At 70.0% G+C, this 13,006-nt stretch carries 10 protein-coding genes; 7 read left to right on the top strand and 3 right to left on the bottom strand.

What is annotated here, in order from left to right:
- Positions 1 to 22 precede the first annotated feature (22 nt).
- From KOV94_RS15730 to KOV94_RS15720, 3 genes are read left to right on the top strand one after another with little or no spacing between them, the layout of a single operon-like run.
- Entirely contained in the window at positions 23 to 1,261 is a 1,239-nt protein-coding gene (locus KOV94_RS15730; RefSeq protein WP_372449480.1) for a type IV secretory system conjugative DNA transfer family protein, read from the top strand.
- Positions 1,258 to 2,478 (top strand): transglycosylase SLT domain-containing protein, encoded by a 1,221-nt coding sequence (locus KOV94_RS15725; RefSeq protein ID WP_218052557.1) that lies wholly within the window; start codon positions 1,258 to 1,260, stop codon positions 2,476 to 2,478. The genes KOV94_RS15730 and KOV94_RS15725 overlap by 4 nt, the downstream gene beginning before the upstream one ends.
- Entirely contained in the window at positions 2,475 to 3,455 is a 981-nt protein-coding gene (locus KOV94_RS15720) for an ArdC family protein (protein WP_218052556.1), read from the top strand. Before KOV94_RS15725 ends, KOV94_RS15720 begins: the two co-directional genes overlap by 4 nt.
- A gap of 325 nt (positions 3,456 to 3,780) precedes the next feature.
- Here the strand turns inward: KOV94_RS15720 and KOV94_RS15715 are convergent, their stop codons facing one another.
- Entirely contained in the window at positions 3,781 to 4,179 is a 399-nt protein-coding gene (locus KOV94_RS15715; RefSeq protein WP_218052624.1) for a heavy metal-responsive transcriptional regulator, read from the bottom strand.
- An 81-nt stretch (positions 4,180 to 4,260) separates the two neighbouring features.
- Here KOV94_RS15715 and merA point away from each other — a divergent pair, with 81 nt between their 5' ends.
- The 4 genes from merA (at position 4,261) to KOV94_RS15695 (ending at position 8,509) form a co-directional block, all read left to right on the top strand.
- Positions 4,261 to 5,631 (top strand): mercury(II) reductase, encoded by a 1,371-nt coding sequence (gene merA / locus KOV94_RS15710; RefSeq protein ID WP_218052555.1) that lies wholly within the window; start codon positions 4,261 to 4,263, stop codon positions 5,629 to 5,631.
- A gap of 443 nt (positions 5,632 to 6,074) precedes the next feature.
- Positions 6,075 to 7,228, top strand: a protein-coding gene (locus tag KOV94_RS15705; RefSeq protein WP_372449479.1) for an IS3 family transposase whose coding sequence is annotated in 2 segments (ribosomal slippage) — positions 6,075 to 6,330 and positions 6,330 to 7,228 — 1,155 coding nt in all. Because the reading frame shifts where the segments join, the coding sequence is not laid out codon by codon here.
- 334 nt (positions 7,229 to 7,562) lie between these two features.
- Positions 7,563 to 7,787 (top strand): DUF2188 domain-containing protein, encoded by a 225-nt coding sequence (locus tag KOV94_RS15700; protein WP_218052554.1) that lies wholly within the window; start codon positions 7,563 to 7,565, stop codon positions 7,785 to 7,787.
- 11 nt (positions 7,788 to 7,798) lie between these two features.
- Positions 7,799 to 8,509, top strand: coding sequence for an SOS response-associated peptidase (locus KOV94_RS15695; protein WP_218052553.1), 711 nt, complete (start codon positions 7,799 to 7,801; stop codon positions 8,507 to 8,509).
- Between the two features lie 396 nt (positions 8,510 to 8,905).
- Here the strand turns inward: KOV94_RS15695 and KOV94_RS15690 are convergent, their stop codons facing one another.
- Positions 8,906 to 9,292: a hypothetical protein gene (locus tag KOV94_RS15690; protein WP_130779756.1), complete on the bottom strand. Its 387-nt coding sequence runs from the start codon at positions 9,290 to 9,292 to the stop codon at positions 8,906 to 8,908.
- A 5-nt stretch (positions 9,293 to 9,297) separates the two neighbouring features.
- Complete coding sequence (mobF, locus tag KOV94_RS15685; RefSeq protein WP_218052552.1) at positions 9,298 to 12,834, bottom strand: MobF family relaxase; 3,537 nt, start codon at positions 12,832 to 12,834, stop codon at positions 9,298 to 9,300.
- Between the last annotated feature and the right edge of the window lie 172 nt (positions 12,835 to 13,006).

Here is a 13,006-nt window from a genome sequence, read left to right as displayed (position 1 = left end):
GCTCGTGGTCGGACCGCCTCGCATGGGGAAGGGACTGCACGTCGTCGTGCCGTGGGTCCTCGACGCACCGGGCGCGGTGGTCGCGACGTCGACACGCCCTGACACCCTTGCCGTGACGCTGCGCCACCGGCGTCGGAACGGTCCCGTCGCCGTCTTCGACCCGCAGCGACTCGCAGGACTTCCTGGGGGCCTCGCGTGGTCGCCCGTGCGCGGCTGCGAGACGCCTCGGACCGCGCTGGTCCGCGCGCGCGGGCTCGCGGCGGGTGCGGGCTTCGGCCACACCGTGTCGGACTCCGACTTCTGGGCGGGCCAGACGGAGACCGCGCTCCGGTGCCTGCTGCATGCCGCAGCACTCGACGGGCGCCGAGCGGTGGACCTCTACCGCTGGTCGCTGAACCCTGCGCTCGCCGAGGACGCCGTCACCATTCTCAACCGAACGTCGTCCGCCGACGGCTGGGCAGACGCACTGGACGCGGCGATCCACTCCGACCCGCGGACGCGGGACTCGATCTGGCTCGGCGTCCGGCAGTCGCTCGCAGCGCTCGCCGACCCCGACGTCCTCGAGGCCGTCGACCCAGCGGCCGGCGCAGAGTTCGACCCGCACACGTTCCTGGCAGAGGCCGGAACGCTGTACATGCTGGCGTCGGCCGTCACGTCCGGATCGTGCGCCCCGCTGATCGCGGCGTTCGTCGAGGACATCACCGAGACCGCGCGAGCCGTCGCCGCCCGCTCCTCCGGCGCGCGCCTCGACCCCCCGCTCCTGCTGGCGCTGGACGAGATCGCGAACCTCACACCGCTCCCCTCTCTTCCCTCGCTCATGGCGGAGGGCGGCGGATCAGGGATCACGACCCTGGCCGTCCTGCAGTCGCTCGCACAGGCTCGGGCGCGCTGGGGCGAGCACGCTGCGGATGCGATCTGGGACGCCGCCACGGTCAAGGTCGTCCTGGGTGGGCTGGCGAAGTACCGCGACCTCGACGACGTCGCGCGCCTCCTCGGCGAGATCGACGAGCTCACCGAGACCCGGTCGTCCGGCCGCGGCGGCGAGCGGTCCTCATCGACATCCGTGCGTACCGTGCCGGTCATGCCGGCGTCGGTGCTGCGCACACTGCCGTTCGGGACCGCGATCCTCCTCCTGCGACAGACGGCGCCGACGGTCATCGACCTCTCGCCGTGGACCGCCCGACCCGACGCGACCGCACTTCGAGCCGACCAACGTGCGGTCGAGCACGCGACGGCGACCGGGACGGCGGTGCCAGCGTGATCGGCAAGCTCCTCGGCGCCCTCGGTGTCCTGGCCGTGCCTGCGCTCGCCGTCGTGACGGCCATCGGAGTCGGCCTTCAGGCAGGCGCATGCATCAGCATGTCCGCACTCGGGCCGCTCAGTGACCACGCCCCCGTCCCGCCGGAGGCGCGGCCATGGATCCGCGAGGTGCGCGCAGGGTGCTCGGACCTCCCGGAGGTGTGGATCGCGGCCGTCATGGCGCAGGAGTCCGGCTTCCAGCCGGTCGCGTACGCCGACGACAGCAACGGCGGCACCTGGGGTCTCTTCCAACTCAACCAGAGCATCTGGCGCGCGCACTATGGCCACCCGTGGTCTGCGGATCTTGACCACGACGGTCGCTGGGACGTCACACAGCCGGAGATCCACGCCTCCGTCGCCGGCCGTTACCTCTGCGCCCGCCTCGCAGGCGTCCGGGGCATCCGTACCGAGCACCCGGATTGGCCGTCGTCGTCGATCCCGGAGCTCGACGCACTGATCGTCGCGCACAACGCTGGCGAGTCGAGGCTGCGCAGCTACCCGCGGATCCAGACCGTGACGGCGAGGTTCATCGAGACCGTCGACGAGCGCGTCCGCGTCTGGTCGGGGAGCACCCCGCCGGACAGCCGCGAGGAGAACCCCTCGCCTAGCGCGGCCGAGCCGGCGGCGACGTCGTCCGATCCCCCGACCAGCGATGGATGCGTGCCCGAGCTCGGCGACGGGACCGTGGACCTTCCACGCGGCACCGCCGACGACGTCGCGACCGCCGTGAGCAACGCGCTCGCCTACGTCGGTGTGAAGTCAGGGTGGGACCAGCTCTGCGACAGGCTCGCGTGTCGCGCGTACGGGTACGTCGGGTCTGGATTCACCTCGGCGAAGGTGCACTGGCAGACGATGGTCACCGACGGGCACGCGCATCCAGGCGACCGCTGCCCGCCGCTCGGCTCCTTCGTCTTCTTCGAGACCGGCCGCCCGTTCGGACACGTCTCGATCGTTGTGCAAGCGGATCCCGGGCGGTGCGACCCCGAGCAGATCCTCGTGACGTCGAACAGCGCGTTCGACGCGGCAACAGGCAACCACGGCGGCGTCTACCTGCTGAGTCTCGCTCGACTCAACAGCTTCTACCTGCGCGGCAACGGCTACCTCGGCTGGTCGGATCCCGTCTGCCGTGGCGCCCTTCTCGCGGCAGACGTGACCCACCCTGCACCACCCGGGCGATGAGCGCGATGCGGTCACGACAGAATCCTTCGAGCGACGACCGGCTGCTGGCGATCCACGTCCAGCTCGTACAAGCCGTCGAGGACCTCATGCGGTCAGACGCCTGGATGGCTACGCTCCGCGTCGCTGCACGGTTCACGTCGTACTCGCCGTCGAACATCTTGCTGATCGCTGCGCAGCGGCCCGACGCGACTCGAGTCGCCGGCATCCGAACTTGGAACGCCCTGGGAAGGCGCGTCGTCAAGGGTGAGCACGGCATCGCGATCCTGGCGCCGTGCACCTATCGGCAGCGCGATGAGGGTGTCCAACCGGTGGCCTCCTCGTCGCCGTCGTCCGACGCTGACGAACCGTCGACGGTCCTGCGTGGGTTCAAGGTCGTCCACGTCTTCGACGTCGCACAGACCACCGGCGATGACTTGCCCGATGTAGGGCCGACCCTGCTGCGCGGAGACGCGCCGGCAGGGCTCTGGGACCACCTCGCGCGGCTCGCTGCGGACGACGGCTACGCGCTCGAGCGCGGTCCCTGTCCGCTCGGGGTCAACGGGTTCACAGACCCAGCAGGACACCGCGTCCGGGTGCGCGTCGACCTCGACCCGGCGCACGCCGCGAAGACACTCGCTCATGAGCTCGGCCACATTCGAGCCGACCACCCCACTCGGTTCCCGGGATACCCCACCGACTTCGCCTGCAGAGGCCAGGCTGAGGTCGAGGCCGAGTCCGTCGCTTACATCGTCATGACTCACGCGGGCGTCGCCGCCGAGGCGTACTCCACGGCGTACATCGCTGGGTGGTCCTTCGGAGACCCCGACGCGGCGAAGGCCTCCGTCGCCATCGTCGTGACCACGGCCCGGAGCCTGCTGCTCGGCGGAGCAATGGATCAGCGGCCGTCACGCCGTAGCGGGCCCGAGGAACGTGTGGAAGCCGCAATCAGCGGCAACCGCACAGCGAGCGCGGAACCGCGATGCCTCGGCCAATCATGAGCTGAGGGAGGCAGCCGCTCGCTGGCCTCTCCGACGAAGCACCGAACAGCAGCGGGCGACTGACCACCAGAAACCGTCCTCCAAGGGTCATCGGTGCGTTGGGTTTCGGTTCTGAGTTTCGGTGGGCCCTCCGAGGCTCATCCGCGAGACTGTGGCTTTCAGCGCTGGGTGGCGGGAATCTGTCGCCGCAATGTGGCGGTTGAGCTGGGCCCATGACATCGACGGGGGGCTACGGCCCAGAGGCAGCCATCGGCGGCGCCGTGATCATGTGTGCACCTTGCGGCTGACTGCGCTGCGGCGTTCGCGCGCAGGTACGGCGGATGCTTCAGGCGGTGGGGATGAGGTGACAGACCTGGGCGGGGGTGCACTGGTCAGGGTGCAGAGTCTTTGCCCGCGCGCTGAGCTGGCGCACCTGGGTTAACAGAGTCGTGAGCTCGGCGATCCGCCGCTCAAGATCGTGGGCGTGCTGTTCGAGCACTGCCGTGACGTGTGCGCACGGTGCGCCGGCGCTTTCGCGGGCAGAGACGACGTCGACGATCTCCGCCAGGGTCAGCCCGGCCGCCTGCGCGGCCTTCACGAACGCCAGCCGGTCGACCGCCCGGTGGTCGTACTCCCGGTAGCCCGACGCTTGGCGAGCCGGCGCTGGCAGCACGCCGGCGCTCTCGTAGTAGCGGATCGTCTTGGTCGTCACGCCGGCCGTGGCGGCCAGCTCTCCGATGCGCATGGTCAACCGTAGACCTTGACCTTCCCCCGCACTGGAACGTCTACCGTCCGATGACCTGTCCGCGCGCGCGAGGAGAATGCCATGGACGAGTACGACCTGATCGTCATCGGGACCGGCGGCGCTGCGATGGCCGCGGGCATCGAGGCACGGTCCCGCGGCAACAGCGTCTTGCTCGTCGAGCACGGGCCGCTAGGCGGGACCTGCCTGAACATCGGTTGCGTGCCCAGCAAGAACCTCCTCGCCGCCGCCGGGCAGCGCCACCGTGCGGCCACGCACCCCTTTGAAGGCATCTCCACCAGCGCGGGCCCGGTCGCCTTGGGCGCCCTGATGGAGCAGAAGCAGGCCTTGATCGACCGCCTGCGCCAAGCGAAGTACGCCGACGTCGCCGACGCCCACGGCTTCCCGATCCTGCAGGGCCACGCACGCTTCATCGACCAAGAGACACTGCAGGTCGACGGCCAGGCCCTGCGAGCACGGCACGGGTACGTCGTGGCCACCGGCGTGGCACCACACATCCCGGACCTCCCGGGGTTGGGTGACGTGGCGTACCTGACCTCCACCACCGCGATGGAGCAGCAGGACCTACCCGCATCCATGGTGGTGCTCGGCGCCGGGTATGTCGGGCTCGAGCAGGCCCAGCTGTGGGCGCACCTCGGTGTCGCCGTCACCATCGTCGGACGCTTCGCGCCCCACGCGGAGCCGGAGGTTGCAGACGTGTTGCTCGGCGTGTTTCAGGACGAGGGCATCACCGTGGTGCAGGAGCGCGCGACGGAGGTGCGGGCGACTCACGACGGCGTTGAGGTCCGGACCGGGAGCGAGAGGCGGCTGACGGGCCAGCGGTTGCTCGTGGCGACCGGGCGCTTCGCCGACACGTCCGACCTGGCTCTCAATGCAGCAGGTGTTGCTACTGACAGGCGCGGCTTCGTCGTCGTCGACGAGAACCAGCGGACCACCAACCCACGGGTCTTCGCGGCCGGGGACGTGTCCGGCGTCCCGCAGTACGTCTACGTCGCAGCCCAGACAGGACACGTCGCCGCAGCCGGCGCGCTCGGCCAGCCCTCAGCAGTGGACTATCGAGGGCTGCCCGGCGTCACCTTCACCACGCCCCAGATCGCCAGCGCGGGACTGACGGAGGACCAAGCTCTCGCCGCTGGGCACGCCTGCGAATGCCGCGTCCTAGTAGCGCAAGACATCCCGCGCGCCCTGGTCAACCAGGACACCCGCGGTGTCCTCAAGCTCGTCATCGACGCCGAGAGCCGCAAGATCCTCGGGGTGCACGCTGCCCTGGACGGCGCAGGCGAACTGATGCTCGCAGCGACCTACGCGATCAAGTTCGGCCTCACCGTGGACGACCTCGCCGACACTTGGGCCCCCTACCTAACGATGAGCGAAGCCCTGCGCATCGCCGCCGGCTTGTTCCGCTCAGCGCTGCCCACGAGCTGCTGCGCATAGGCACCCGAGCCGGCGCGTCACGGCTCGTGCGAGCCCGCGCCGACAGTGTCGCCCTTCAGCCTCAGGGCCACCCATAGGCCGCAAGGCCGACAGATGTACGACGCCCCGCCGTCCAACGCATGAAGAGCGCGGCGCGGCTTGCTGCGCCCGCAGCACGAGCACTCCCTCGAGTCCTGGCTCATCACGCGATGCTCCCACTCCCGCACCAGAAGACACAGGGCCAGGCTGGGTCAACGCGTCAGACAGAGTTGAGCCTGTCCCACTTCCTTGGAAGTGGGACGAGCGGTCCAAGACTTGTTCGAGCCGAGGCGGCACGGCTGACGCGCCGTGCCAGAAGTAGGTCCGGGTCTGCTGCACGAGTAGGTGACAGCGTGACCTGCCCCACGGCCTGGTTACCAGTTCGGGTCTGGTGGTTCGGCTTCTCACGAGAGAAGGTCTGAACCATGCCGAAGCCGTATCCGGCCGAGTTTCGCACCCGAGCGGTCGCGCTCGTGCGGGCCGGCAAACCCGCCGCCGTCGTCGCTGGGGATCTGGGTATCAGCGGCAGCTGCCTGCAGAACTGGCTGCGCCAGGACCGCGTCGACCGCGGCGAGATCGAGGGTGTCCCGCGCATGGAGAGCGCCGACCTGCGACGGGCGCGGGCGCGGATCCGCGAGCTCGAGCGGGAGGTGGAGATCTTGCGGGTCGCCTCCAAGCTGCTCGGGACGGAGGCCCTGCACCCAAAAGGGTCCACCCGGTGATCGACACCCTCGTCGCCGCCGGGCATCCCGTCCTGACCTGCTGCCGCATTCTGGGCGTCAGCAAGCCGGGCTACTACCGATACCGCAATCGACCGACGTCCCAGACCCAGCTGCGCCGACAGTGGCTGACCGGCCTGATCCGCGAGGTCCACATCGCCTCACGCGGGACCTACGGCTATCGGCGGGTGCACGCCGAGCTGACCCTGGCGATGGACGTGACCGTCAGCTCCCGGCTGGTGTTCACGCTCATGCACGACGCCGGGGTCTACGGATTGCCCGGACCTGCTCGCGTCAAACGCCTGCGCGGTGTCGTGACTGCCGGCGACCTGGTCAACCGCAAGTTCCACCGGGTGCGGCCCAACGAGCTGTGGGTCACGGATATCACCGAGCACCCAACCCGGGAGGGCAAGCTCTACTGCTGCTGCGTGCTGGACGCTTACAGCCGCAAGATCATCGGCTGGTCGATCGACTCGACCCAGGACACCCGACTGGTGATCAACGCGCTCGACATGGCGATCAGCAACCGCGACCCGGCGCCGGGCGGGATCGTGCACGCAGATCACGGAGCCCAGTTCACCTCGTGGGCATTCGGTGACGGGATCCGGCGAGCAGGGCTCATGCCCTCGTTCGGATCCGTCGGCGACGGTCTGGACAACGCGATGATGGAGTCGTTCTGGTCCTCGATGCAGATCGAGCTGCTGAATCGGAAACGCTGGAACACCCGGGTCGAGCTCGCGAACGCGATCTTCGAGTACATCGAGATCTTCCACAACCGCCGCCGTCGGCACTCCAGCCTCGGCTATCTCAGCCCAATCGAGTTCGAGCTACGCTCGAAACTTCCATCCATCCCCGCCTGACCACCACACCGTCAGTGGTAACCAGGCCGTGGGGCAGGTCAAGGTGTCACCTATCCGTGCAGCAGACCCGAAAGCGCGGTCGTCGAACTGGAACGACATGGTGGCTCCTCAGTGGGTGGGGTCGGGCCTCACGGACATCTCGAACATGCATTCGAGTATGGGCGGGAGGTCTGACACCCGGCGCCGACACGCCGCGACCCCCGGGTAGGCAGGCCGGTCGAGCGAGAGGAGGGGTACGCGCGGCTAACCAGTGCGCCCGCTCGGCGCACGTGCGGTGGCGAGGCAGTGCCGTGCGGGCCACGATGACGGGCGTCCACGACGTGGGGAGGAACTGATGGCAGGGAACGGCGTGCACACCGTGCCGGCGGGCGACTCCGGGTGGGTCAACGAGGTCGACGGCACCAAGGTTGGGGCGGCCCATGCGACCAAGGATGAGGCGGTGAAGGCCGGGCGTGACGAAGCCAAGCGGCGCCAGACCGAGCACCACATCCACAACGTCGACGGGACCATCGGCGAGAAGCGCTCCTACGGCAACGACCCGCGCAAGATCCCCGGCTAGCGGGCGGCGCGATGTGCGGCAGGCACGCCCAGACCCGGGCGGCCGACAAGATCGCCCGGGACCTCGACGTCCAGCAGATGCTCGTCGACGCCGGCGGGCCGTCATGGAACGTCGCCCCGACCAACGTCGTCCCGGTGGTGCTCGAGCGCGTCGAGGACGACGAGATCGTGCGCCAGCTGCGCGCGGTGCGCTGGGGCCTGGTGCCGTCCTGGGCGAAGGACCCCGCGATCGGCAGCCGGCTCATCAACGCGCGCGCCGCGACGATCACCGACAAGCCCAGCTTCCGCCGCGCCGCCCTCGCCCGTCGGGCGGTGGTGCCGATGGACGGCCACTACGAGTGGGGCGCCCCGCAGGGCGGCTCCAAGCGCAAGACGCCGTACTACCTGCACTCCCCCGACGAGGCGCCGCTGGCGGCCGCCGGGCTGTACGAGCTGTGGCCCGACCCAGCCAAGGACAAGGACGACCCCGAGCGGTGGCTGTGGAGCTTCACCGTCATCACCACCACCGCGACCGACTCCACCGGGCACATCCACGACCGCTCACCGCTAGTGCTGCCGGCGAACGTGGTCGACGCATGGCTGAACCCCGCGGTGACCGACCTCGACGACGTGCGCGACCTGCTCGCCGCCGTCCCGGAGCCACACCTGGTTCCACGGCAGGTGGGATACGACGTCGGCAACGTCCGCAACAACGGCCCCCACCTGGTCGACCCGGTGGCATAGAACGGCGGGCCTCGACGCTTCTTCGGCCCGGCCGACAGGTGGCGTCGGTGCGATGCTCACCCTCACGGCGACGTCAGCGAACTTGACCTGCCCGGTCGGAGGAGCGTCTCCTTCGACCGGGCGTGGGCTGGATCCTGCACGTGAAGCGGTGCCCGCGCACGTCGTGCCAATGTAGGCGCAGGCGGTACGTCGACCGCCGGACGGTCGGGAACGAGCGACCAGACCGCCCCCGGCGTGAGCAGCGGCGGTGATCGGGACGGGTGCCGGCGCGCGAACAGCCAAGGTCACTCGAGTGCTCATCGTCGCCGTCGACGGGCGGGGCAGCCAGGTCCTCGACCCCCCGCAGTACGTCCCCACGCCGTGCGCTCCTGAAAGAACGCCCGCGGCGGCGGAACATCAGCCCCGAGTCCGGTGCTCAGCCGGGCGGCAACCGCTGCGTGCCACGCAGTCGGACAGCCTCGTGCGCGCCGCGGCGAACTGCTCGAGCCACCTGAGCGGGGCGTCGGCGTTGGCGGTGGTGGCGTAAGCCCCTTGCCATGCGAGGTGGAGTGCTGACAGCTCTTCGATGAGCTCGGTGTGGTCGTGCCAGCATGCCGGGACGACGCGGCGGTCGAGCTGGAAGCGTTCGACGAGCCAGCCGATCCAGAGATCGAGCTCCTCGAGCAGGAGTTCCTGGTCCTCCGGTGCGTGGGCAGACCACACGATCGGCACGGGTAGTGCTGTCGGTTGCGTCATCTGTCGCGGCGGGTAGAAGAGATCGCCTCGGCTGTCATCGCGGTTCACGAGAGTCACCTCCCTATGGCGTTCGACCGCGCAACGGCGGGACGGCGCACAGCCTTGGCTGGCGACGCGGCGTTGATGTGGAGCTCGAGGGTCGTACTCCAACCTTCGTCGGGCGTGCCCGATTCGGCTGCTTCGGCGCACAGGCCTCGCCAAGACTCGTCGTTCACCCCGTCTGCGGTTCTCCGGGTCGCGTCGTGCTCCGCCATGAGGCCCTCGACCCGTTCGAGAATCTCGATGCCGTCTGCATCGAGACCGACGCGGAAACGGGGAGCCGGCGTCGCGTCCTGCTCTTCAACGACTCGCTCGATCCATGCCCGGGCTCTTGCAAGCAGGCGCATGGACGCGTCAGGTCCGTGGATCCCGTTCACCAGTCCTCGGACGACGCCCGTCGGGCGCGATGTCAGAGCCGTGATGCGGTCGAGAGCGATGAAGATCCCGCCGCTCTCGGGCGACGCCGCGATGTCCCGAACGGATGTGGCATTGAGGCCGCAGGCGTGCAGCCGTTCCGTCCACCTGGCGCGCGCGGCGTCGGCGTAGATGGTGCGGATGATCGGTTCGAGTCGTCGCACCGACGTCGACTCTGCCTCGCGAAGGGCGATCGTGGCCGTCGCCGACCGTTCCGCGCCACTGGTCGCGAGGATGCACTCGAGAATCTCGTGCGCGTCGCCAGCGGCATGGGGATCCGGCAGCTCGTCGCACTCGGGGTTCACGGGATCGACCGAGATGTAGAGGCGATTGCTGCGCCTTCCCCGCGTCATTGCGACGTACAGGTTCTCTCGCGTCATGCCGGGGTGGACCAGGACGTGGGCGAGGTCGACGGTGATCCCCTGCGCGCGATGTGTCGTCGTCGCGTAGGCGAGGTCGACGTTGTCCGTCGCGTATTCGGCCGGCAGCGTCACTGACCGTGCCTCGTCAGAGCCCGCAGTCCCGACGACGCCTCGCCTCGCCAGCGCAGTCCTCGCCGCCACGACGACGAGGTGGCCGTCGGCCCCCACGGCCTTCACGTCCCACAGGTCGCCGTTCCTGACGTGGCCGTGCGCGGCGCGCAACCCGCGGTCGTTGAGGCGGGTCACCACGCGGTCTCCGACGCAGATCATCGTGCCGCTCTTGGTGGTCACACCGTCCCGCGCGACGAGGCCCTCCTGCACCCGGTCGTTGTGGGCGCGTGTGTTCAGCGCCGCGACCGTCGCCGCGTCGGGCGCCAGCAGGATCGTCGTCGCACCCGACGCCACGTCCGCCGACCACGCGGCATACGCCTCTTCGAGCATCGACTCGGCCGGTCCGGCGCGCAGCCGCCCTGCGTCCTCGTACTCGTCCAGCACGCGCGCGTCGCCGGCTCGCAGCCGGATGGTCGCCCGCGCCTCCCACTCCTCCGCGAACCGCCACAGCGTGCGCAGCTGCGCTCCCCCGGTCGTGTCGACGATCAGTCCGAAGGCACCACCGGCGTCGACAGCGGAGAGCTGCTGGTGATCGCCGACAAGCAGCACCTTGCCGCGGGCCCGGGCGACCTGGTCGACGAGCTCCCGCAGCATGAGCGTCCCGGCGAGCGACGCCTCGTCGACGATGACCAGCTGACCATCGCTGATCTGCCACCGTCGCGCCTCGCGAGTCAGGCTCATCAGCGCTGTGTCGACCAGCCGCAGCCGTCGTATGTCGCCGCCAATCGCCGACCTCCCGTCGATCAGTCGCTGGATGACGGCGCGGCGCTGCTCGCCGCCCAAACCCGTCGTCTCATGACGCCATTTGGCGGTGTTCTCGCACGCGATGCCCAGCGCTCCCGCGAGGTTTGCTGCCGCAGAGGCGGAGGGCGCCAGGCCGATCACCGATCCGTGCCCGTGCTGCCGTTCCCACACGTGGCGAAGGGCGGCGAGGGCGGTCGTCTTGCCCGACCCCGCCGGTCCCACCAGGACGTCCACCAACCTCCCCGAGGAGGAGATCGAGGCGACTGCGGCGAGCTGGTCTGACGCCAGCTCGAGCGCGTCGTCAACGCGCATCATGCGTGACGTCGGCGCCGACGTGTCGGCGGCTGCGGCGAGGAGCGCGTGCTCAGCATCGAGGATGACCATGTCGGTGTAGGTGTGCTCACCAGGGCGCTCGAACACGCTCGAGCCGTCCTGGCGCGCGTAGCGTCCGGATGACGGGAACGCTGGCGCGGCCTCGAGGCTGACGCACCGCCGCAGGGCGGCGTCGCACACGTCGTCGACGATCCGCAACCGGTCTTCCACACTCGCGGAGATGAGCGGCTTGGTGACGCGGAGCGCCTCGGCCATCACGTTCCACCGGGTCCACGTCGCGCGCCGCTCGCGCACGCCGTTCAGCACGTGCGTCGCAAGGACGTCCACCACAGGCGGAGCGAGGTCGGACCGGCGGACGGGTCGCGCCGATGACGCGCCGATGACGCGGGAGGTCAGCTGCTCAGGCGTCTCCCCCGTCACCTCGCTCGCCCGGCGCCTCCATCGCTCGACGAGCCGTCCCAGCGCGCGCACCTTTTTCGCTGGCCGGGTCGCCCGAGCGACCTGCTGACGCAGCCGGAGGATCTCGATCCGGTTCGGCGCGCGTCCGTGCGTCGCCGCGAAGTCCGCGACCTCGGTCGTCATCGCCGCGTCGATCTGAGTCGACCGCTGCGAGAACGCCGCCATGAGCTCGTCTGTGACGCCGTCGAGCTCGAACGCGGGCGTCCGCCTCGGCCCGCGGGAGCGCCAGTTCCACCGCACGGGCAGGCTTCTCGCCAGCTCGTCGACCAGAAGGGCCTCGTACAGCTCGCTGATCGTGACGACCGCGTGGTGCAGTGCCCGCGAGTCGAGCGAGCGCCACGCACCGTCGAGCCCTTGGACTTTGTTGGCCACCACCAGGTGGGTGTGGAGGTTCGGGTCGCCGGCCCGTGAGTCCCAGTGGTCGAACGCCGCGGCGACGGCACCTCCGATCGGCTCCTGCCGGCATCCTGCGGCACCGGTCCTCGTGAAGAGCGCACGGTCCTCGAGGAATTGCAGCGACACGCCCACGGCTCGCCGGTGGGCCGCGTAGACCGCGGCCTGAGTCGTCCCGTCGGCGACTGCCCAGAGGGTGGAGACCGACTTCATGACCGTGAACGTGAGGTCGAAGCCGGCGATGCAGGGCGACGTCTCCTTCGCGAGCTCCACCTTCGTGATCGCGTCCACCGCCCGCTGCCTCGCCTCCGCGGTGAGATCGCCGGGAAGCGCGCGCACCTGGGCGGCGACGCGGTCGGCCGGCGAGGTCGCTGGGGTGTAGCGGCGGCCGAGCGGTGCGCCCGTCGACGGGTCAAGACCACGGCTGTAGAGCCGCGCCATGGCCACCTCTGTCACCACTGTCCCAGGTCGTACTGCGGCATCCTGCGGGGTGCTGGGTGCGGGGCCGCCACCCAGCGCGGCGAGCCCACGCCCCAGCCAGCGGCCGGGTGGGTTTCCGGAGGCGGCGTAGTAGGCAGCCATCGGCGACGGTCCGTGCCGCTCGCAGTCCCCGGTGGCGATGTGCCGGAGCAGGTAGCGGTAGCCCGCGCCTGCGGTGAGCCGGTGCAGCGTCATGACCACGACAGCGCCGCCGTGCTCACGGTCCGGTTCCGATCGCCCACACTTCCGGGAGTGCGGGTTGGCGGCCAAACACCCGACGTGACTCACGCGGCCAGCCCTAGTGCCAGACGAGTCAGGGCCTAGTAGACCCGTTGGCCGGCTGGCGGGCTGGCATCCGGCGACGCCG

The organism is Cellulomonas algicola (genome assembly GCF_019024305.1).
Lineage (GTDB): Bacteria > Actinomycetota > Actinomycetes > Actinomycetales > Cellulomonadaceae > Cellulomonas > Cellulomonas algicola.
This window is presented reverse-complemented; position numbering and strand designations above follow the sequence as displayed.